This is a genomic window from Shewanella corallii, from assembly GCF_023349125.1.
GTDB lineage: Bacteria > Pseudomonadota > Gammaproteobacteria > Enterobacterales > Shewanellaceae > Shewanella > Shewanella corallii.
In genome coordinates this window covers 119,404-141,307 of the sequence record NZ_JAKIKT010000005.1, presented here as the reverse complement: position 1 = coordinate 141,307, position 21,904 = coordinate 119,404, and the positions used below count along the sequence as shown (strand labels likewise).

The following is a 21,904-nucleotide window of genomic DNA, read 5'->3' as shown; positions in this document are numbered from 1 at the left end:
TGTTTCGATGCCACTGTCATCCCACCATCGAGACCTGTCAGTCAATCAAACTCACGGGATAGTGGGATAGTGGGATAGTGGGATAGTGGGATAGTGGGATAGTGGGATAGTGGGATAGTTATAGCAATCAACAAAAACAAAAAAGGCGCCATAAAGGCGCCTTTTCCGTGAAATTCGTATTAAGCGTATACGAAATCAACGTGTTCGATCATAGGCTTGAACACGTGACGCTGCATAGCTTGAGCGCGAACTTTAACTTCTTTACCGTCCAGAACGATGGTCAGGTCAGAAGTGTAGAAATCATCGTTGGTCTGGATGTTGATGATATCTTTGTGCGCGAAAACGATAGATACAGCTTCTTTACCAGCACCGTAGATGATTGCTGGAACTTTACCCTCACGACGCAGGCGGCGGCTCGAACCTTTCCCCAAGTCAGTACGGGTTTGTGCTTCGATAGTGTAAGACATTGTGTTTCTCACTTAATTCAATAGTAAATACGTGCCGGTATTTTCGACCAATACCGACCCAGTTAAAGCGCGCGGATATTAGCACAGGAATACAGGACCCTACAAGCAAAACCTATTCTTACCAGTAACGTACCGGGCCACAATCTACATGGATAAAGTCACTTCTCGGATAAAAGCCAACGCCACCGGCTTTCAGGGATTTGGCTGCATCTCGCAAATCTGCCAGCTTGACACCCGGCATACGCAGATCCACAGCCATTCCCTTCATATGGTAGCTCTTCTTGGCAACCCCACCGCTTTTCGATGCCAGCATGGCATTGGTGTGGGGAGAGCGATAACCGGAGATGATTTCGATTTCGCCGGTTTTACCCAGCTTTTGCTGCAAGTTGAACAAAATATCAAACACCCGCAGATCCATGGGGGCAACGATATTTTGTCTGTGGTCTCTCAGGACATAGTTGAAACCGTCCAACGCGGCTTGCTGATAACTGCCGTCATGCCAAAAGTCACCCTCAAACCTGTCACCCGTATGCAGATTGACCATATCAAGAAACCGACTGCCTTTGGTTGAACGGCTGGCGTAAGCTTGCCCCGGAATAACGGAACATAAGGCGGCACTTCCCAATAACTTAAGCGCCATTCTTCTGGAAGGACAAACTGACTGCAAACAACACCCCGAATAATTTTTAACCACACCTGGCGCACAAATTATCGGTTACGGCGTCTTTTCGCAAGTTAATTGCACTAAATCATCTAAAGCAGGCGGAATATATCTCTAAATAATGAGGTTTACCTGGACGCAGACAGGCCTCCACTGCGGGTTTGGTGTTTGCGATAAATATCGCTGCGAAACTGGGCATTATCCGGCCCTTGCATCCAGGCGGTCCAATAAACCAGGTGTATGGGCAAGACTTCGTTTAACGCAAACCACTGGGTCTCATAATTGGGGTCGTTAACCTTACTCACCCAGGTCTGCTTATCCATCACCAGATTGGCTGCGACCCAATTGGCCAGCGCATCGACTCTTTCAACCCTTATGCAGCCGGAAGACAGAGCTCGGTCTGCCTGTTCAAACAGGTGCTTGTCCGGGGTGTCATGAAGGTAGACACTGTAGTCGTTGGCAAAATGGAATTTATAACGTCCAAGGGCATTGTCTTCCCCGGGCCGCTGCACCAGGCGGTAAGGGAACCCTCCTTCAGCCTTCTGTTGCCACTCCTCGGCAGACAGCTGCTGACGATTGCCCTGGAAGTCATAAACTTCAAATCCCTTGGTATCGATATAGCTACCGTCTTGACGGATTTTAGGCCTGAGATCCCGATAGGCTAACCTGCGGGGAACCCGCCAGCTTGGGTTCAATACCAGATTACTGATCTGACTGTCCATTACCGGTGTCTGCCGATAACGGCTGCCCACAATGACTCTGGAGTGCAGTCGCAGCAAACCTTTATCCACCAACTTCATTTCATAAGCAGGAATGTTAACCAACAGGTATCTGTCGCCAATCGCCGCGAGATAGCGGGTGCGCTCGACAAAGTTCCTGGCCAGTAATGTGGCGCGATCTGCAGGACTCATATTCAACCAATGCAGTGTACGAGGTCCAACGACCCCGTCCATCTCCAGTCCATGCCTTTGCTGAAACTTCTTAACGGCCAATTCAAGGGCAAGATCGTAGTGCCGTCCTGCCTGCCAACTTTGGTCAAGATCCCCAAGCAGTTTAAGTCGCTCGGCCAAAGCAACCACGCCACGGTGGTTATCGCCGGGACGCAACCAAAAATCTTCGGAAAGCAGCACCCAACTCTGATTCTCTTCCAGCCAGCCCAGATATTGAATTCTGTTGGTGATCCAGAGGTAATCTCTGGCTTTGGGTTCAATGGCCAACACCCGGTCTAGCCGGCTGCTAAGACCACTGTGAAGCTGATGAGCCAATCCCTGGTTTTGCCAAAACAGAGCGACGTCCATCAGCATGTCATCCAGATGCGCCAGTTGTTTAGATTCTTCAGACTTAGTGAACAGCTGGTAATAGGCAGCAAACCTTTGGCTGTCATCAGCCAATGCCACCAGGTGCAGGTGGCGCTCAAAGTACTCCAATGCCTGCGAGTCAACGGCTTTGGCGGGAGAGACTGCCAGAAATGTCATCAGAGCGAGGATCATCAGTCTCATACTTGTACCCCATTGAAGTTGTTCATCCGGACATTGCCCTGGTCGGCATACAAACATTCAAGATGGCTTAATTATGGCAGAAGGCCAGAGTGGTCACCAAATCGCCAGGTGAAACTTCCTGAATTTTGTGTTTTGGATGAAAACCTGACCACAGCGGGGGATTATTGCGCACTCAAGCTGACACCAGTGTGAATGTTCAGCTTGAGCTGATATAACCTAGCCTTTTCCCAAATATCAAGCGGCAATGAACAAGAAACAGCTGACTCAGGCTATGGCTAAAAAGCTAGCGCTTTCAGAAGCAAAAACCAAACCTGTGCTGGATGAGATTTTGCAGCAACTGCATCGTGCTCTGGCTGAAGGCGAGAAGGTATATCTGCCCCAGTTTGGAACATTTGAACTCAGATACTACCTGCCCAAGACAGGCCGCAATCCGCGTACCGGCGAAACCATAGAGATCGAGGGTTATAATCAACCCAGTTTTAAACCTTCTCCGGCGTTGAAAGACGCTGTAAACTCATAAAAAATGCGGCCTGTTGGCCGCTTTTTATTGGATAGCTCTGCATTTTTCATCTATGCAGTCAGTCTTCTATCTCCTGGATTTTTACCAGCATTTCAGGCCAGACTCTTTGGTTATCCATATCAAACTGGGCGCCCTGCTCATCTGCCCACTTGAATCGAGTTAATGCCGGCGTCTGGCTGGTAGCCTGATACAACCAATAGGCTTCCTCTTTAAGGGCTTGCGCTATCGGTAAGTCGATAGAAGCATATACAGCCTGCTTGGTAGCATTAATGGAAGCTGAGGGCCAAAGCGCGATTCGTTTTGCCAGTGCATCAACAAATGGCCCAATTTTATCGGGATCCAGCGCCCTGTTCACTGTGCCGAATGATTCTGCCTCTTCGGCGTCAAAGTCCCTGGCGCCCAAGACTATCTCCAGTGCCCTTCCTAATCCGACCTGACGCGCCATTCGTGCAGCACCGCCGCCACAGGGAAGTATCCCCATGCCCACTTCCATTTGCATAAACCTGGCCTTTCCTGTAGCTGCAAATCGCATATCACAGGCCAGTGCAAACTCATGTCCGCCACCACGTGCGAAGCCTTCTATTTTAGCAATGGTAGCCTGAGGTAACTTGCTGATCCGCTCAAGTACCACCTGCAAGTCCAGCAATTTTACCTCGCTCCTGGACACAGCCTTGCCAGACATATCTTTTAGGAACTCAGTATCGGCGTGGCGAACAAATATTTCCGGATGGGCAGATTGGAACACCACAACTTTTATCGCGCTGTCAGCTTCAAGCTTTTGCGCTAACATATTCAGATCTGCCAACATCGGCAGACCCTGCACGTTGACCGGTGGATAATCAAAAGTGACTGTCAGTATGCTCTGCCTTAGTACTGAAGGTAGTGAAACCCTGGTAATTCATATTATCTCCCTGCGTAAATATGTTATTGCCCGGCACGCTTTGCCATGGCTCCTTCCACAGGTTAATTTCAGATGAAATGATTGATAATGAGCTAATCGGCAGAATCAGTTTTAACGAAAAATATATAGTGAAGGATATATAGCTTTTTCAGGACGGGCTAACAGTGACAAAAAAGGCGCCCTAAGGCGCCTGAATATTCTCAGCGTTCACTTAAGCTTATAGCGACTTAAGCATCTCAAGCACGATAGCGACCGAGTTGTGAGCCGTAGCTTGCTTGGCCTCTTCGTATGACAGATGAGCGCTGCCATCGGCTTTATCTGAAATAGTCCGGATCACCACTAAAGGCACCTTGTACATATCAGCAACCTGAGCAACGGCGGCGCCTTCCATCTCCACCGCCATGGCATCAAACTCCTGCTGCATTTCGGCAACTTTGGCCTTGTCGGCAATAAATTGATCTCCGGTGACCACAGTTCCGATATGTGCTTTATCACCACCGACAACCTTACGGGCAGCGTCGAACGCCAACGCTTGCAGTGCTTTGTCTGTTTTAAATGCTCTGTCTTCGTAACCATCCAACAAACCTTTTGGTGCGCCAAATACTGTCAGGTCGACATCGTGTTGGATCAGATCGCTGGACACCACCACATCAGCCACATTCAGTTCAGAACTGGCGGCACCGGCAATACCGGTAAATATGATTTTCTCAACATTAAATTGGGTGATCAGCGTATGAGTGGTAACAGCTGCATTGACCTTTCCCACCCCGGAACGGGCAACAACGACCTCTTTGCCATTAATTGTGCCAGTGTAATAGGTGTTTGCAGCCAATTGATGGGTCTTACGATGTTCAATCTTCGGCAGCAAACCTTCAATCTCAACATCCATCGCACCCAGCAGGGCAATTGGTTTCGCGTTGGCAGTAAAGCCCAGCAGGCTAACAAGGCTGGTCAGCAGGATCAGTAGTTTTTGCATGTTATTTCTCGGTAGGGATAGATACAGTCCGGATAAGACGCGCAAATCATACTGATTATTGAGTTAAGCTCCAGCTAAATTCAACGGATTAATGCGGCTTTGAGCAATTGCTGGACAGATATGACGATTTGCCAGGATCAAGACAGTATCAGAGTGATGGCAGGTTACCGCAGTACTGGTCTACTAACGGCCAGGCTGAAACAAAGGGTGGAACTAAATGTGGAGTTTTTCAGAAAAGAAAGTGGAGGCGCGACCCGGAGTCGAACCGAGATCGACGGATTTGCAATCCGCAGCATAGCCATTCTGCCATCGCGCCACTTTGGTCGGTGAGGAACACCTGAAGATTGGAGCGACATATCGGGTTCGAACCGATGACCTATACCTTGGCAAGGTATCGCTCTACCAACTGAGCTAATGTCGCATCTTGGTTTTTTATGACTTCACGTAGTTTGCTTGAACTAAAAGGTATCGTCCTTTCATTCTTGCAACTGAGCTAATGTCGCATCTTAGTTTTTTATGACTTCACGTAGTTTGCTTGAACTAAAAGGTATCGTCCTTTCATTCTTGCAACTGAGCTAATGTCGCATATATCAAGTTTGCTTCACTTTCTCATTAGAGAGGAAGTGGAGGCGCGACCCGGAGTCGAACCGAGATCGACGGATTTGCAATCCGCAGCATAGCCATTCTGCCATCGCGCCTTGGAGCGACATATCGGGTTCGAACCGATGACCTATACCTTGGCAAGGTATCGCTCTACCAACTGAGCTAATGTCGCATATTTGTTTTTAATGACTTCACCGAAATTGCCTGAAATCAAGGTATCCTCCTTTCATTCTTGCAACTGAGCTAATGTCCCAATTTTTAACGCATCACTCTTGGAGAGTGGAGGCGCGACCCGGAGTCGAACCGAGATCGACGGATTTGCAATCCGCAGCATAGCCATTCTGCCATCGCGCCTTGGAGCGACATATCGGGTTCGAACCGATGACCTATACCTTGGCAAGGTATCGCTCTACCAACTGAGCTAATGTCGCATATTTGTTTTTAATGACTTCACCGTAATTGCCTGAAATCAAGGTATCGTCCTTTCATTCTTGCAACTGAGCTAATGTCGCTTCACATTTTTTAAGACTTCACCGTAATTGCCTGAACTCCAGGGTATCGCCCTTTCATTCTTGCAACTGAGTTAATGTCGCATCTTACTTCTTAAGGTCTTTTGCCAAACTATAAAAGCTTGAACAAAGACCAGCTCACCGCCTTATCGCCGGGAACGGGGCATACTTTAGCGGATTTGAGCCAAGGGTCAACAGAAAACTTTAACCCTTTTATTCATATGATTAAATAAAGATCGCTACGGTCATTTCACTGTCAGGATTTAACACTGAAAACCGATAAATTAAACACTGGCATTACAGATTTAAGCCTTGTAATCTCGCCACTTGCTGTTGCAGGGGCTGAAAGCTACCGTCAAGCCAGCCACCTCATTAAGTCGCCGCAGCCACTCTTTCCTCAAAAACAAAAATCCCTGAAGTAATACTTCAGGGATTTTTTAGTTTGCTTTAAATATTTCGGGTTCTGACACTCTGGATATCAGTGCTCTTCAGCAGTCAAATCCTTCCAGGCACTCATGATATAACTGAGCATGGACCAGAACGTGAGAATGGCGGCGATATAAAGCAGTACAAATGCCAACCCAACCATCCATTCATTGGGTTTCCACAACAAACCGATAATCGCCAACATCTGGGCCGCAGTCTTGTATTTACCTATCCAGGAAACTGCTACTACGCCACGTTTCCCCATCTCGGCCATCCATTCACGCAGCGCCGAGATAACTATCTCGCGGCCAATCATAAACAGCGCAGGTAAAGTCAACCAAACAGTGTCGTAATCCTGAACCAAAAGAACCAGAGCAGCAGCGACCATCACCTTATCAGCTACCGGGTCAAGAAAGGCCCCGAATCGAGTGGATTGCTCCAACTTTCTCGCCAGGTAACCATCCAACGCATCTGTAATTGCTGCCAGCCAGAAAACGAATGCAGTAGCGAACGGAGCCCACTCATAGGGCAAAAAGAAAAAGGCAACAAAAACCGGAAGTAAAACAACCCTGAACAGCGTAAGGGCGATGGGTACATTAAAAGGCATGCTGGAACCAATTTATCAAAAGCAGCGCCAATCTTGCCTTAATTTTGTTACCCCCGCAACGCATCGTGAATCGTTTGTGCCATTTCTATGCTAATTCCGGGTACTTTCGCCAATTCCGCCACGCTGGCTCCCTTAACCTCTTGCATTCCCCCCAAAAATTGCAAAAGTGCCTTGCGTCTTTTGGGTCCGACTCCCGGAATAGATTCCAGCGTCGACGTGTTACGGGTTTTCTGTCGTTTGTTTCTGTGTCCTGTAATGGCAAACCTATGTGATTCATCACGAATATGCTGGATTAAATGCAGCGCCGGGGAATCATCTTCCAAAGCAAACTCATCTTCACTGTCCCCCCAGATCAGGGTTTCCAGACCAGGTTTACGGCTTTCACCCTTAGCAACACCGATGAGCTGAGGAGCTTTTTCAATATCCGCAAACTTCTCGTCAACAATCTCCTGAGCCATACGCAGCTGGCCCAAGCCACCATCGATAAACAACAAATCGGGAATTTTAGAGTCGACCGTCACTTTGTCAAAACGGCGCGCAATCGCCTGTTTCATCGCGGCGTAATCGTCACCCGGGGTAATCCCTTTGATATTGTATCTGCGGTATTCAGCCTTATCCGGCCCTTCTCTATTGAAGACTACGCAAGATGCGACAGTACTCTCTCCCATGGTATGACTGATGTCGAAACATTCCATCCGAGATACCGGGCCACTCAACTCCAGCGATTCTTCAAGTGCAACAAATCTTTGTTCAACAGTATTCTTGTGAGACAAGTGGCTGGCAACAGCATTGGTGGCATTGGTCACGGCCAGCTTTAAATACTTCGCCCGCTCTCCCCTGACGCTGGTTTTAATCTCGACTTTGCGTCCAAGCGCCTGATTAATCGCCGACTCGAGTTCGGTAACCCCTTCAAAGCCATGGCTAATAATCACCTCTTTGGGAATGGTGCGTTGCACCTGAACATTGAGGTAGAACTGCAACATAAAGGAGTGCAGTATCTCTTCCAGCTCGGTTTGAGCCGGAATTTTTGGGTAGTAGCTTCGAGAGCCAAAGATTTTACCGTCACGAATAAACAGCAAATGGAAGCAAGCCATGCCCGATGCATAGTGCACACCGATAACATCGAGATCATCAGTATTACCTGACACCTCACTCTGCTCAGCAACACGTCTAAGCGCCATGATTTGATCCCTGAACCCGGCCGCTTTCTCATACTCCATATCCTGAGCAGCCTGCTCCATCTGCCCGACCAGAGATGACATCACCTGCTTGTCTTTTCCCCGCAGGAACAAAGACGCCAACTTAACCTGCTGCTGATACTCTTCATCTGAGATTTTGCCGACGCAGGGCCCGCTGCAGCGACCAATCTGATACTGCAAACAGGGACGGGAACGGGATTTATAGTACACATCCGTACATTGGCGGATAGGAAACAACTTCTGCATCAGGTGCAGACTTTCCCTGACCGCGCCACCATTGGGATAAGGACCGAAGTACTGGCCTTTGTCCCGCTTGGCGCCTCTGTGATAGGCAAGCCGGGGATGACGGTGATCACTCAATAAGATAAAGGGGTATGACTTGTCGTCCCGCAGCAACACATTGTATTTAGGCATGTATTGCTTGATGTAGTCATTTTCCAGAATGAGCGCATCAGTCTCACTGTGTGTCAGAGTGACATCAATATGAGCGATATGAGACACCAATGCCTGGGTTTTGACATTGGGCAGATTCTTGCGGAAATAGGATGAAAGCCGCTTCTTTAGATCTTTGGCCTTGCCTACATAGATAACCACAGAGGATGCATCGTACATTCGATACACCCCTGGCTTACCGGGAACCGTTTTAAGGAAATCGGAAGGATTGAATTGTGTCGGCATAACTCCCCGACTAATCGATTAAAATTGACCTGTGTCCAACATCTTATATCGAATAGCCAAGCGGGTCAGCTCCACATCACCGCTAATTCCCAACTTGCTGAAGAGACGGTAGCGATAACTGTTAACGGTTTTGGGACTCAGATTAAGCTGCTCAGAGATATCATTGACCTTCTCACCACTGGTGATCATCATCATGATCTGCAGCTCACGCTCAGATAACGCCTTAAAAGGATTTTCATCTGTCTGATTAAACTGGCTCAGCGCCATTTGCTGAGCAATTTCAGGTGACAGATAACGCTGACCGTGTGCTACCTGACGAATCGCCTGCAGCACTTCCGGCGGTTTTGCACCTTTGGTCAAATACCCGGAAGCGCCGGCCTGCATCACCTTGGTCGGGAATGGGTCTTCGGTATGAATGGTCAGCACAATAATTCTTGCATGTGGCTGATAGCGAAGGATCTTGCGGGTAGCCTCAAGGCCGCCGATTCCGGGCATATTCATGTCCATCAGAATCACGTCTGCCTCGTTCTGACGACACCACTGAACTGCGGTCTCACCGTCACCGGCTTCGCCGACAACCTTAATACCACGCTCATCTTCAAGGATCCTGCGGATCCCCGTTCTGACCAACTCGTGGTCATCGACCAGGTATACAGAAATCAACTTCTACCCTTCCCATTCATTATTATTGAGTTTTTACTTCAAACGTCATCTTAGAGGCTAATCTAGCCCATAAAAGCGCTTTATAAAAGCTGAATTTGGCTATATCTAAGTCTGTGAATTAAAAAGAGAACCATTGACTAAATTGACACCTGCGGGGCAGCTGACAATTCAGTTAAGTGTTTACAATGTGAACCTTTACGTCACAGATGTAAAGCGCAGAATAATCTGCCTTTAGACGCACAATCTTCAATACAAGCTTTGCTTTAGACGCCTGCACCTACCAATTTTAACAGTAGTATGACAGTAACACTAGGGTTAGTTACGTGCTACAAAACAAACACGACTAAAGTCTAATGCAGCGCCATGTAATATTCAGAATACAGCATGGTGGGTTTGCCTCTTCTTTTTTCACGCATTTACCGGCAGTTAGTTGATAACACCGAGTCCACACTTAAAGCTTAAGATTTTGAAATAAATAGATATTATCTCAAAGCAAGAATGAAGCCATCGAATATGCGGATAGGGACATGATACAGAGATTCGAGCCCTTGGTAGGATTTGGCCGGGTATCCCTATCCCCAAATCCCAAATAGCAAAAAAGCCCGGTTACAACTAAGCGAACTCTTCTAAATATAGTGGAGGAGCTGGGATTCAAGTTCTTGGTATAAGTTGGATGGGCACCCCATCCTGCAAAAAACCTAGATAGCAAAAAGGCCCGCTATTTCTAACGAGCCTTTTCACCTAAATATGGCAGAGGAGCAGGGATTCAAGCTCTTGGTATAAGTTGGATGGGCCCCCATCCTGCAAACCCCAGATAGCAGAAAGCCCGCTTAAAAAGCAGACTTTCTTAGATATCGCGGAGGAGCAGGGATTAAAGCCCTTGATATGAGTCTGGATGGGTATCCCATCCATCAAACTTCGAATAGCAAAAAGCCCGCTTAAAACTAAGCGGGCTTTTCTATATATGGCGGAGGAGCAGGGATTTGAACCCTGGATGGGCTATTAACCCATGCCGGTTTTCAAGACCGGTGCATTCGACCACTCTGCCACCCCTCCGGACGACGCGCATATTACCCAGACAGAGATCACCTGTAAACCCCTTTTTACCGTCGACCCTGTCAGTCGCTCATTATTGCGTCAAAACCCCAATAACTACCCTATCGTCCATCCGGCCGATTAATTTCAGCGCGGGTAAACTTAAGAATATCAAGTGTTCACTTATTTGGAGACGCAAAATGGAGTTTGCTTTTACCCAGGAGCAACGGATGATCATGGATATGGCGCAGGACTTCCTTACAGAGATCAGCCCATCCGATAAAATCCGTGAAGCAATGGCTACCGACCGCGGCTACATAACCGAGTTATGGCAGCGAGTGTGTGAGGAGATGTGCTGGCAGGCGATAACCATTCCCGAGCAATATGGCGGATTGGGCCTCGGATACGTTGAGCAGGCCATTGTCATGGAACAGATGGGTAAGCAGCTTTTCTGCTCTCCATTTCTTGCGACTCAGGCATTGGCGACAAATGCCTTGCTACTCTGTGCAAATGAGCAACAAAAACAACGCTGGCTGACTGAGTTGGCGCAGGGGAAAATCACCGCCTCTTTAGGCTGGCTATCGGGCAGCTCACTGCAAAACCGGCATTGGGGCAGTCAAAGCGTACAGGCGAGCTTCACGTTATGTGAAGGTGGCGCAATCCTTAACGGAGAGTGGCAACAGGTTGTCGATGGTCATAGTTGCGACCTGCTTATTGTCGCTGCCCGCAGCCCTGCCAATGGTCATATAAAACTATTTGCTGTGGAGCCAAAGGCTTGCCAAATTCAACGACTGCCACTGCCGACTCTTGACCAAACCCGCCAACTCAGTCGTATCATCGCTACACAGCTGTTTGTTCCTGAGTCGGGCATATTGGGCGCTCAACCAGATCAGCGCAAAGAGCTGGAGTTAATCCTTTCTCTTGCAAGGATTGCACTGGCAGCAGAGCAAACCGGCGGCTCTGCCAGCACCCTGACAAGCTCTGTGGATTACCTTAAAGAAAGGGTACAGTTCAACCGCCCTCTTGCCTCATTTCAAGCGCTGAAACATAGAGCGGCAGATATGAAACTCGAATTGGAGTCCGCCATCTCTGCAGTCTACTACGCCGCCTGTATCGCCGACGCCTGGAGTCAGGGAGCCAAATCAGATAGTGCACTGCATAGAGCCGCGTCCATGGCCAAATCAGTCTGCTCTGACACCTTTACTTTTTGTGCTCAGGAAGCGCTGCAGTTACATGGTGGAGTTGGTTTTACCTGGGAGTACGATGTTCACCTGTATCTGAAAAGGGCGCAATCGAGTGCCACCCTGTTTGGCGCAGCAAACATACATAGAGCGAGAGTCGCAGACAGCCTTTTAGGGCCAATCGAACGTCAGGAGACCAGTTATGAAACTGACCTTCAGCCATGAAGACGAGTTATTTCGTCAGGAAATCGCCCAATGGCTCAGTGATAACCTGATCGGGGAGTATGAGCAGCTGAAGTTCAGAGGCGGTCCCGGCGATGAACATATGTTTCCCAACGAACGGAAAAGATGGGAGCAACATCTGGCTGCTGCGGGATGGCTCTGTATTGGCTGGCCAAGGGAGTTCGGTGGCAGAGGCTTAACGATTAACCAACAGGTGATTTTTCACGAAGAGTATGCCAGAGCAGGTGGTCCGGGTCTTGTGGGTCATATAGGCATAGGCCTGCTGGGTCCAACTCTGTTGCAATTTGGTTCAAAAGAGCAACAACAAAGATTCCTGCCAGGCATACTCAAGGGCACTGAATACTGGTGTCAGGGTTACTCAGAACCCGGCGCAGGCTCAGATCTGGCCAATGTCGCCACCAAAGCCAGACTGGATGAAACAGATAACTGTTGGCATATCCAGGGCCAAAAGGTCTGGACTTCCCTCGCCCACGAAGCGGATTGGTGTTTTGTCCTTGCACGCACTGAGCAAGGGTCTACAGGACATCATAGCCTCTCCTTTTTGCTTGTTCCCCTGGATCAACCTGGCGTTGATATCAGACCTATCACCCAATTAACCGGTACCAGCGAATTCAATGAAGTGTTTTTTGATGACGCCGTCACTGATGCTGCCAATATAGTAGGCAAGCCGGGTGAAGGCTGGCGTATTGCAATGGCATTGCTCGGCCATGAGCGTGGCGTTTCCACCCTGGGCCAACAGATGCAGTTCAGCAATGAACTCAATGAGATCATCAGGATCGCCATAAGTAATGGTGCTGCATCAGATCCCCACATCCGCGACAGAATTGCCAGAGCCTGGGAAGGTCTGGTTGTCATGCGCCATCATGCTCTCAGAATGCTGAGTAATCCCAATCAGTCACAGCAGCCCCCGGAAGCACTGGTGTATAAACTGCACTGGTCAAGCTGGCATGCAGAGCTGGGCAAACTGGCCATGGATGTACTGGGACCTGAGGGGCTTGAACTCAATGCTGCGCCCTATCAGCTCTCCAGATTGCAGTCTCTCTATCTGTTTTCCCGGGCTGATACTATTTATGGCGGCAGTAATGAAATTCAGCGCAACATCATCGCCGAACGGGCGCTGGGCATGCCCAAAGAGCCAAGGACAAAGTCAGCTTAGGGAAGCAGCAAGCCTTGCTATTGAAGATGACTCAAAACACCAATCAACGCTCTTGGTATGAGTTGGATGGGCTTCCCATCTATAAACAAAAACGCCAGTAACTTTCGTTACTGGCGTTCTCTAACACATTGAGTTTAGGGCGGAATTCTGGCCCTTCACATGAGTCTGGATGGATCTAGCCCCCTTAAACCCTAAATAGCAAAAAGGCCCGCTATTTCTAGCGAGCCTTTTCATCGAATATGGCGGAGGAGCAGGGATTTGAACCCTGGATAGGCTATTAACCTATGCCGGTTTTCAAGACCGGTGCATTCAACCACTCTGCCACCCCTCCGAACGAAATGCATAGTATCTTCACCGGTTTATACTGTAAAGCGATTTACACCAAAATATAATTCAACAAGCTGTTTTTAAAGCAGTTTGCGTTAATTTTCAGCATCAACGGCTAAAACTTGCACTTCCACGATTCAAAAACAAAAAAAAGCAGCGTCAACACGCTGCTTTATTCGCTCAGAGCCTGAGCATCTCTTTCACAAAAGGAATGGTCAACTTACGTTGATGTATCATGGAAGCCTTGTCCAATCTGTCCAGCACATCAAACAAGGTTCGCATATCTCTTGCCATACGATTCAGCAAAAAGCGGCCAACATCTTCAGGTAACTGCAAACCACGCATTGCGGCACGACGCTGAAGTGCCGCCAGCTTCTCCTCATCTTCCATTGGGTGCAATTGATAAATCAGCCCCCACTGCATTCTTGATTCGAGATCCGGTAACAGAAAACCCGCTTCTGAAGGTGAACTGCTGGCACTGACCACCAAAGCCCCCTGCTTATGCTCTGCCATACGATTGTAGAGATCGAATATGGCTTCTTCCCAGACGGGGTGACCGGCAATCGCGTCAATATCGTCTATGCAAACCAAATCGACCTGTTCCAGCCCTTCCAGCAGTGCCGGGGAAATACTGGCGTGAATACCCAGAGGAATATAAAAACTTCTGCGTTCAAGGTCGTTGGCACGGGCACAGGCAGCGTGTAGCAGATGAGTACGGCCGGACTTTCCTGGTCCCCATAAATACAGAGGCTTGCTGGCCTCTCCGGCAGCAGAAGATTGAAGCTTTTGAATTAGCTGATCATTTCCGGCTGCAGGGTAATAACTTTTGAAGGTTTCATCATCCGGCAAATGGACAGGCAAGGACAATTGCAGAGGTGAGTTTTGGGTCACTCAGATATTTCTCAATAATATTAACAGAGAGTCATGGATGCCAGTGTATCACGGGCATCTCGACCAGGTAAAAGCCTGAGCGCTTACTCAGGCCTCTTTGGTGACTTTTTGACTTAGTGCCAGCGGTATTCCATTGGTATTGCATTATTCCCGTTGCTCTCTATTTCTGCAAAGGGATCTACGGCGAGCGTCACGGCTTCCAGTCTGGGCTCCAGGTTCAGCTGACGCTCGAGATCTTGCTCTGAACCAAACAGAGTAAAGCGGTAAACCACTTTCGCACCTTGAATACTGGCTATCACAGCCGTCTTGGCCACTGTCAGCTGTCCAACATACTGCTCAAGAGCTTTAAGTTTTGTCATGGTATCGATACCTTCAAACACCACAGACACCTCTTCGTTGAAGCCGGAATCTGCTACGGCATACTGACCGACGAAGTATTGGCTCAAACCAGAAACCATAGCGTTAACCGCTTCTGCATCAGAAACTACCGTCATGGCCGACTCGGTCAATGGCCGCCAAATCCCGCTATCTTCTTTCATGGGATAAAGGTCGAATCGATAGGTTGTCATGCCGTCTGCCTGTTGCTGAATATTTGCCAGCGCAAAATAATCAGCCTGGTATCTGCCGGAAGCGCTGGAAACGGCTTCAGGGAAGTTGCCCCGGACATCCGCTTCACTAACCTGCATCATGTCGTCCAAGTCCATAACAGGGAACAGCAAAGGTAAACCCTGATCTGTCGCGTCCTGCTCAAACAACTTGCGCAGCTCCTCTTCAGATGCGTCGGACAAAAGGTTTCTCTGCATGTTTTCATCCTGGAACGACAGCCACACCAGCACCAAAGGACGTTGCTTGCCCCACACAGGCACCTGAGCCTGACGCAACAATTGAATAATCCGGCGTTCATCGAACTGGCCTTTCAGATACAACTGCCCTTCTTTGTCCTCGTAACCAAACTGCACCAGAAACCCGTTTGGATTTTTTACCTGAGCTGCAATAACAGGATTTTGCAACACACTGGCATCACCCGTGTTTTTAACGATTACTTTTGCCAGAGCGGCTTTGAGGGCTTTGTTCTTATCGGCATTAGAGCGCGACTCAACCGGCACACTGGCCTGATCAAGACCTTTCACCTCTACGGCAAAGACCGGGTTTATAAATGCAGGTATAAACACCAGCACCAACAGGAAAATATGTTTAAGCATTGACAGGAAAATAGGTTAACCGGCTTAAGGAGTACTGAGTGTACCACAAATGCTATAGATGGCGAGACACTGCCGGACAGGGTGAAGAGGTGACTTGATAATTGAAAACAAATTTCGTGAACACACGCTCGGACGGGTCAAAAATCAGCTGGTACTATAGAAAGGTTTTGGCCCAATAAAAAGAGAAAAACATGTCCCGACTGACACTGCCCCTGCAGGGCGCGCAAATGCTGTTTGTCGCATTCGGAGCTTTGGTTTTGATGCCATTGATCACCGGACTCGACACCAGTGTTGCCCTGTTTACCGCTGGTATTGGTACTTTACTGTTCCAGTTTATTACCAAACGCCAGGTTCCAATCTTCCTTGCTTCATCATTCGCCTTTATCGCCCCCATACTGTACGGCGTACAGACCTGGGGCATTCCTGCCACTATGGGCGGCCTGATGGCTGCCGGTGTTATGTACCTGATGTTGGGTACCATGGTGAAAATTAAAGGTACCGGCTTTATTCACCGTCTGCTGCCACCTGTGGTTGTAGGTCCTGTGATTATTATTATCGGTCTGGGCCTGGCACCGATGGCCGTGAATATGGCTTTGGGTAAAACCGGAGATGGCTCTGCTGTCCTGGTAGACCCCGATACCGCCTTAATTGTGTCACTGGCGTCTTTGCTGACCACTATCGCCATTGCCGTTTGGGCCAAAGGCCTGCTGAAACTGATGCCCATTCTGGGCGGTATTCTGGTTGGCTATGGACTGAGCCTGATGTTTGGCATTGTCGACTTTACCAAAGTTGAGCAGGCACCATGGTTCGCAATTCCCAACTTTGTCGCGCCTGAGTTTCACTGGCAAGCAATCCTGTTCATGATCCCTGTTGCCATCGCCCCGGCGGTTGAGCATATAGGAGATATCCTGGCGATCTCCAATGTGACCGGTAAGGATTACTTCAAAAAGCCTGGTCTGCACCGCACTCTGGCCGGTGATGGTGTTGCGACTATAGCTGCAGCGACCTTTGGTGGACCACCAAACACCACTTACTCAGAAGTTACCGGTGCAGTAAGTCTGACCCGTAATTTCAACACCAGCATTATGACCTGGACTGCCATCACGGCCATTTTGATGGCCTTTGTCGGCAAACTGGGCGCACTGATGCAAACCATACCTGTGCCGGTTATGGGCGGTATTATGTGTCTGCTGTTCGGTTCGATCGCTGCTGTGGGTCTGAACTCCCTGATCCGCAACAAGGTAGACCTGGGTGAGCCACGCAACCTGTGCATTGTGGGTGTAACTCTGGTGTTCGGTATCGGCGGTATGGCATTCGGTATCGGCTCCTTCAGCCTGCAGGGCATCAGCCTGTGCGGCATCGTTGCTATCCTGCTGAACCTGGTGCTGCCTGCCACTCCGGCGCATATTAAAGCTGAGCTGGCCCAGTCCCGGGAGAATCTGACGGAGTAAGCTCCCCCGGATAACAAAAAACCCCGCAATGCGGGGTTTTTTACTTTCAGTCGAAGAAGAGTGCGAGAGAAGAGTTAAGCTTCTTCTTCACCTTTGTATTTGGCTGCAACTTCTTTGATCAAAGTCTGCAGTTCGCCCTGCTGGTACATTTCAACAATGATGTCGCAACCACCAACTAACTCACCTTCAACCCACAGCTGAGGGAAAGTTGGCCAGTTGGCAAACTTAGGCAATTCAGCACGGATATCTGGATTTTGCAGGATATCTACATAAGCAAACTGCTCACCGATGTTAATCATGATTTGGCCAGCCTGAGAGGAGAAGCCACAGCTTGGCAGCTTGGGAGAGCCTTTCATGTACAGAATAATTGGGTTTTCAGCGATCTGCTGCTTAATCTTATCTACAGTTTCCATTATGAATCCTAACGCTCACACAATCGTTTTGTGATCCTCATTGTACTTCAGACGTAACCAGAACAAAAACACTATGTTTGTAGGGGTATGTTATCTACGGATTTTTAGATGGCGTCGATCTATCCAATCAAACAAACAATGATTCACTTCACAATTAATTTGAGTAGAATAGCTCGCAGTGAGTAAGTCTGTTTAAAGACAATGACATCCATGGAGAGAAGCAAAATGGCTTTCGAATTACCAGCATTACCTTATGCAATGAACGCTTTGGAACCACACATTTCACAGGAAACTCTGGAATATCACTACGGTAAGCACCACAACACCTATGTGGTAAAGCTGAACGGTTTGATTGAAGGTACTGAGCTGGCTGGCAAGTCTCTGGAAGAGATCGTTAAGACCTCTACCGGTGGTGTGTTCAACAACGCAGCTCAGGTATGGAACCACACCTTCTACTGGAACTGCCTGGCGCCAAATGCAGGTGGTGAACCTACAGGTGCCATCGCTGAAGCTATCAATGCTGCTTTCGGTTCTTTCGACGCATTCAAAGAAAAATTCAATGACAGCGCCGTAAACAACTTCGGTAGCTCATGGACCTGGTTGGTGAAGAAAGCTGACGGTTCTCTGGATATCGTTAACACCAGCAACGCAGCAACACCTCTGACTGAAGAGGGCGTCACCCCAGTAATGACCGTTGACCTGTGGGAACACGCTTATTACATCGATTACCGCAACCTGCGTCCAGATTACCTGGCCAACTTCTGGCAACTGGTAAACTGGGACTTCGTCAACCAGAACTTTGCTGGCTAAGCGACTCTCGGTGTAAATAAAAGGAGCCCAAGCGGCTCCTTTTTTGTTGTTCCTCCCTCCACCACCCACAAGTGCAACTGTTGCTTTTGCAACTATTTCTTATTGTTTTTTCTAAACTTTTTTTGCCAACTCTGGTTTCTTAACGCTATGCTTAATCCTAGGTGAGCAGAATTTGACCTGCCTGCCTCTACAATTTGACAGGCGTTTCAGGGGGGCGATATGAGCATATTTGAGCATTACCAACAACGCTATGAAAAGAAGCTTGATGAGGAGTACACCCTGCAGGAGTTTCTTGACATCTGTAAGCAGGATCGCAGCGCTTATGTGTCTGCGGCAGAACGTTTGCTGATGGCCATCGGTGAGCCTGAAGTAATCGACACCTCAAAAGATCCGGTGCTCAGCCGTATCTTTTCCAACCGACTAATCTCCAGATATCCCGCATTCGCTGACTTCTATGGTATGGAAGAGGCGATCGAACAAATTGTTTCTTACCTCAAACATTCCGCACAGGGTCTGGAAGAATCCAAACAGATTCTTTACCTCTTGGGTCCTGTAGGCGGCGGTAAATCCTCGCTGGCGGAAAAACTCAAAGCGCTGATGCAAAAAGTGCCGGTTTATATTCTCAGTGCCGACGGCGTTCGCAGCCCGGTCAATGACCATCCATTCTGTCTGTTTGATGCAGAAGAAGATGGCAAGGTGCTGGAAAAAGAGTACAAGATCCCCAACCGCTACCTGAAAACCATCATGTCGCCATGGGCAGTGAAACGCCTGCACGAATTTGGTGGTGACATCAGCCGCTTTAAAGTCGTTAAAGTGTATCCATCGGTACTGGATCAACTGGCAGTGGCCAAGACTGAGCCGGGCGATGACAATAACCAGGATATTTCATCTCTGGTGGGTAAAGTGGATATTCGTCAATTGGAGCATTTTGCTCAGGATGACGCAGATGCCTACGCATACTCAGGTGCTCTATGTCGTGCCAACCAGGGCTTGATGGAATTTGTGGAGATGTTCAAAGCCCCCATCAAGGTGCTGCACCCTCTGCTTACTGCAACCCAGGAAGGTAACTACAACGGCACCGAGGGTCTGTCTGCCCTGCCCTATAACGGCATTATTCTGGCTCACTCCAACGAATCCGAGTGGTCCAGCTTCCGCAATAACAAGAACAATGAAGCATTCCTCGACCGTGTGTATATCGTCAAGGTGCCTTATTGTCTGCGGGTGTCCGAAGAGATGCAGATTTACCAAAAGCTGCTTCAGAATTCCGAACTGTCGCAGGCGCCATGTGCCCCAGGCACGCTGGAAACTCTGGCGCAGTTCTCTGTACTGTCACGAATCAAGGCGCCGGAGAACTCCTCCATCTATTCCAAGATGCGGGTTTATGATGGTGAAAGCCTTAAAGATACCGACCCCAAAGCCAAGTCTTACCAGGAATATCGTGATTACGCCGGTGTAGATGAGGGGATGCAGGGGCTATCAACCCGTTTCGCCTTTAAGATCCTCTCAAGGGTGTTTAACTTCGACCACTCTGAAATTGCCGCCAACCCGGTACATCTCTTTTATGTATTGGAGCGCCAAATTGAGCAGGAGCAGTTCCCCAATGAAATGGCCGAGCGTTATCTTGAGTTCCTGAAAGGTTATCTGATCCCCAAATATGTCGAGTTTATCGGCAAGGAGATCCAGACTGCTTATCTGGAGTCCTACTCAGAGTATGGCCAGAACATCTTCGACCGTTATGTCACCTATGCTGACTTCTGGATCCAGGATCAGGAATACCGTGACCCTGAAACCGGTCAGTTGTTTGACCGCGCAGCTCTGAATGGCGAGCTGGAGAAGATCGAAAAGCCGGCAGGCATCAGCAATCCTAAAGATTTCCGTAACGAAATCGTGAACTTTGTACTGCGTGCCCGGGCCAACAATGAAGGCAATAACCCCCAGTGGACCAGCTATGAAAAGCTACGCACAGTGATCGAGAAAAAGATGTTCTCCAACACTGAGGACCTGCTGCCGGTTATCTCCTTCAATGCCAAAACCTCAACCGAAGATCAGCGTAAGCATGACGACTTCGTCAACCGCATGATGGAGAAAGGCTATACCAAGAAACAGGTGCGCCTGCTCTCCGAATGGTACCTGAGAGTACGAAAGTCCTCTTAACCATCCGAACACTGTGGGGGCTACCCGCCCCCAACTTTCCTGTGGGAGGTGCGTATGGCTAACTTTATTGACAGGCGATTGAATGCCAAAGGAAAGAGCACGGTTAATCGCCAGCGTTTTCTCAATCGCTATAAACAGCAGATCAAAAAAGCGGTAAGCGATGCCGTAACCCGTCGCAGTGTCACTGACGTGGATAAAGGTGAGCAGATCTCCATTCCAACCAGGGATATCAGCGAACCAATGTTCCATCAAGGGCGTGGTGGTGTGCGCGACCGTATTCACCCGGGGAATGACCAGTTCACCCGTGGCGATAAAATTGAACGTCCACCTCAGGGTGGCGGTCAGGGCTCTGGTCAGGGGGAAGCCTCTGATTCCGGAGAGGGTCAGGACGACTTTGTATTTCAGATCTCCAAGGATGAATATCTGGAGCTGCTGTTTGAAGATCTTGAACTGCCCAACCTGCAAAAAAACCGGTTAAACAAACTGGTTGAATATCAAACCTACCGTGCTGGCTACACAACGGACGGTGTCCCCACCAATATGAATATAGTGCGCTCTTTGCGCTCCTCTCAGGCACGGCGTATTGCCATGACCGCTGGTAAAAAGAAGGAGCTGAAGGAGCTGGAAGCCAGGCTGGAGTCTCTGGAAAATACCCCCGGCGCCAATGCCGAAGAGATACTGTCTCTAAGAGATCAAATTGAGGAGCTGAAACGCAGAATTGACCGTGTGCCTTTCATCGACACTTTTGATCTCAGGTACAACAACTTCGCCAAGCGGGAAATCCCCACCAGTCAGGCGGTCATGTTCTGTCTGATGGATGTATCAGGCTCAATGGATCAGGCAACCAAGGATATGGCCAAGCGTTTCTACATCCTGCTTTACCTGTTCCTGACCCGCACCTACAAAAACCTGGAGGTGGTCTATATCCGACATCACACCCAGGCCAAAGAGGTGGATGAGCATGAGTTTTTCTACTCTCAGGAAACCGGTGGCACCATAGTGTCCAGTGCACTTAAGCTGATGAACGAAATTCAGCGCGAGCGCTACCCTGCCGACGAGTGGAATATCTACGCTGCCCAGGCATCCGATGGCGACAACTGGGCTGATGATTCACCCAATTGCAGCAAGCTGCTGTCACAACAGATCTTGCCCACAGTGAGATACTTCAGCTATATCGAGATCACCAACCGCGCTCACCAGACGTTGTGGCGCGAATATGAATCCCTCCAACAACAATTCGACAATATTGCCGTACAGCACATACGCCAGGCAGAAGACATCTACCCTGTATTCAGGGAACTATTTAAAAAACAGGCGGTGTAAGGAGGTACT

General features: G+C 48.9%; 18 protein-coding genes and 8 tRNA genes. 7 read left to right on the top strand and 19 right to left on the bottom strand.

Translation table 11 applies throughout. From position 1 onward, the window contains the following. Nucleotides 1-179 precede the first annotated feature (179 nt). From rplY to L2725_RS13790, 3 genes are all read right to left on the bottom strand, one after another. Nucleotides 180-467 (bottom strand): 50S ribosomal protein L25, encoded by a 288-nt coding sequence (rplY, locus tag L2725_RS13800; protein WP_248937148.1) that lies wholly within the window; start codon nt 465-467, stop codon nt 180-182. Nucleotides 468-585: 118 nt separating this feature from the next. Further along, nucleotides 586-1,134 carry a peptidoglycan L,D-endopeptidase MepK gene (mepK, locus tag L2725_RS13795; protein WP_249249478.1) on the bottom strand — a complete coding sequence of 183 codons (549 nt, stop codon included), beginning with the start codon at nt 1,132-1,134 and terminating at the stop codon, nt 586-588. Nucleotides 1,135-1,256: 122 nt separating this feature from the next. Next, entirely contained in the window at nt 1,257-2,627 is a 1,371-nt protein-coding gene (locus tag L2725_RS13790) for a L,D-transpeptidase family protein (RefSeq protein ID WP_249249477.1), read from the bottom strand. Nucleotides 2,628-2,871: 244 nt separating this feature from the next. On the opposite strand from L2725_RS13790, the gene L2725_RS13785 reads away from it, so the two are divergent. Then, nucleotides 2,872-3,147: an HU family DNA-binding protein gene (locus tag L2725_RS13785; protein WP_115137768.1), complete on the top strand. Its 276-nt coding sequence runs from the start codon at nt 2,872-2,874 to the stop codon at nt 3,145-3,147. 58 nt (nt 3,148-3,205) lie between these two features. On the opposite strand, the gene L2725_RS13780 is transcribed toward L2725_RS13785, so the two are convergent. The 12 genes from L2725_RS13780 to L2725_RS13725 all read right to left on the bottom strand — a co-directional run bounded on the left by L2725_RS13780 (nt 3,206) and on the right by L2725_RS13725 (nt 10,765). After that, nucleotides 3,206-3,955: an enoyl-CoA hydratase/isomerase family protein gene (locus tag L2725_RS13780; protein WP_249249476.1), complete on the bottom strand. Its 750-nt coding sequence runs from the start codon at nt 3,953-3,955 to the stop codon at nt 3,206-3,208. A gap of 310 nt (nt 3,956-4,265) precedes the next feature. After that, complete coding sequence (locus tag L2725_RS13775; protein ID WP_249249475.1) at nt 4,266-5,024, bottom strand: 5'-methylthioadenosine/adenosylhomocysteine nucleosidase; 759 nt, start codon at nt 5,022-5,024, stop codon at nt 4,266-4,268. Between the two features lie 242 nt (nt 5,025-5,266). Beyond that, nucleotides 5,267-5,340 (bottom strand) — tRNA-Cys (locus L2725_RS13770). Nucleotides 5,341-5,369: 29 nt separating this feature from the next. Beyond that, nucleotides 5,370-5,445 (bottom strand) — tRNA-Gly (locus L2725_RS13765). Nucleotides 5,446-5,648: 203 nt separating this feature from the next. Continuing rightward, nucleotides 5,649-5,722: transfer RNA gene (locus L2725_RS13760), tRNA-Cys, on the bottom strand. Nucleotide 5,723: 1 nt separating this feature from the next. Further along, nucleotides 5,724-5,799 (bottom strand) — tRNA-Gly (locus tag L2725_RS13755). A gap of 108 nt (nt 5,800-5,907) precedes the next feature. Next, nucleotides 5,908-5,981, bottom strand: a tRNA-Cys gene (locus tag L2725_RS13750). A gap of 1 nt (nt 5,982) precedes the next feature. Then, nucleotides 5,983-6,058: transfer RNA gene (locus L2725_RS13745), tRNA-Gly, on the bottom strand. Nucleotides 6,059-6,614: 556 nt separating this feature from the next. Then, nucleotides 6,615-7,169 carry a CDP-diacylglycerol--glycerol-3-phosphate 3-phosphatidyltransferase gene (pgsA, locus tag L2725_RS13740; RefSeq protein ID WP_115137765.1) on the bottom strand — a complete coding sequence of 185 codons (555 nt, stop codon included), beginning with the start codon at nt 7,167-7,169 and terminating at the stop codon, nt 6,615-6,617. Nucleotides 7,170-7,216: 47 nt separating this feature from the next. After that, nucleotides 7,217-9,046: an excinuclease ABC subunit UvrC gene (gene uvrC / locus L2725_RS13735; RefSeq protein WP_249249474.1), complete on the bottom strand. Its 1,830-nt coding sequence runs from the start codon at nt 9,044-9,046 to the stop codon at nt 7,217-7,219. An 18-nt stretch (nt 9,047-9,064) separates the two neighbouring features. Continuing rightward, nucleotides 9,065-9,709 (bottom strand): UvrY/SirA/GacA family response regulator transcription factor, encoded by a 645-nt coding sequence (gene uvrY / locus L2725_RS13730; protein WP_248937142.1) that lies wholly within the window; start codon nt 9,707-9,709, stop codon nt 9,065-9,067. A 965-nt stretch (nt 9,710-10,674) separates the two neighbouring features. Continuing rightward, nucleotides 10,675-10,765 (bottom strand) — tRNA-Ser (locus tag L2725_RS13725). Between the two features lie 179 nt (nt 10,766-10,944). On the opposite strand from L2725_RS13725, the gene L2725_RS13720 reads away from it, so the two are divergent. Then, entirely contained in the window at nt 10,945-12,150 is a 1,206-nt protein-coding gene (locus L2725_RS13720; RefSeq protein ID WP_249249473.1) for an acyl-CoA dehydrogenase family protein, read from the top strand. Beyond that, nucleotides 12,128-13,324 carry an acyl-CoA dehydrogenase family protein gene (locus L2725_RS13715; protein WP_249249472.1) on the top strand — a complete coding sequence of 399 codons (1,197 nt, stop codon included), beginning with the start codon at nt 12,128-12,130 and terminating at the stop codon, nt 13,322-13,324. Before L2725_RS13720 ends, L2725_RS13715 begins: the two co-directional genes overlap by 23 nt. Before the next feature lie 240 nt (nt 13,325-13,564). On the opposite strand, the gene L2725_RS13710 is transcribed toward L2725_RS13715, so the two are convergent. From L2725_RS13710 to L2725_RS13700, 3 genes are all read right to left on the bottom strand, one after another. Then, nucleotides 13,565-13,655: transfer RNA gene (locus L2725_RS13710), tRNA-Ser, on the bottom strand. 176 nt (nt 13,656-13,831) lie between these two features. Further along, on the bottom strand, nt 13,832-14,542 hold the full coding sequence (gene hda / locus L2725_RS13705) for a DnaA inactivator Hda (RefSeq protein WP_248937138.1): 711 nt from the start codon (nt 14,540-14,542) through the stop codon (nt 13,832-13,834). 113 nt (nt 14,543-14,655) lie between these two features. Beyond that, nucleotides 14,656-15,744 (bottom strand): DUF2066 domain-containing protein, encoded by a 1,089-nt coding sequence (locus L2725_RS13700; RefSeq protein ID WP_249249471.1) that lies wholly within the window; start codon nt 15,742-15,744, stop codon nt 14,656-14,658. A gap of 191 nt (nt 15,745-15,935) precedes the next feature. Between L2725_RS13700 and L2725_RS13695 the strand changes: the two genes are divergently transcribed. Beyond that, nucleotides 15,936-17,195: a uracil-xanthine permease family protein gene (locus L2725_RS13695; RefSeq protein ID WP_249249470.1), complete on the top strand. Its 1,260-nt coding sequence runs from the start codon at nt 15,936-15,938 to the stop codon at nt 17,193-17,195. Nucleotides 17,196-17,269: 74 nt separating this feature from the next. On the opposite strand, the gene L2725_RS13690 is transcribed toward L2725_RS13695, so the two are convergent. After that, nucleotides 17,270-17,608, bottom strand: a complete 339-nt coding sequence (locus L2725_RS13690; RefSeq protein ID WP_115137756.1) for a Grx4 family monothiol glutaredoxin — start codon at nt 17,606-17,608, stop codon at nt 17,270-17,272. Nucleotides 17,609-17,833: 225 nt separating this feature from the next. Between L2725_RS13690 and sodB the strand changes: the two genes are divergently transcribed. The 3 genes from sodB to L2725_RS13675 all read left to right on the top strand — a co-directional run bounded on the left by sodB (nt 17,834) and on the right by L2725_RS13675 (nt 21,895). Then, complete coding sequence (gene sodB, locus L2725_RS13685; RefSeq protein ID WP_249249469.1) at nt 17,834-18,418, top strand: superoxide dismutase [Fe]; 585 nt, start codon at nt 17,834-17,836, stop codon at nt 18,416-18,418. 219 nt (nt 18,419-18,637) lie between these two features. Then, a complete protein-coding gene (locus L2725_RS13680; RefSeq protein ID WP_248937134.1) occupies nt 18,638-20,572 on the top strand; it encodes a PrkA family serine protein kinase in 1,935 nt (644 codons plus the stop codon). A gap of 54 nt (nt 20,573-20,626) precedes the next feature. Beyond that, nucleotides 20,627-21,895, top strand: coding sequence for a YeaH/YhbH family protein (locus tag L2725_RS13675; RefSeq protein ID WP_248937133.1), 1,269 nt, complete (start codon nt 20,627-20,629; stop codon nt 21,893-21,895). Nucleotides 21,896-21,904 lie beyond the last annotated feature (9 nt).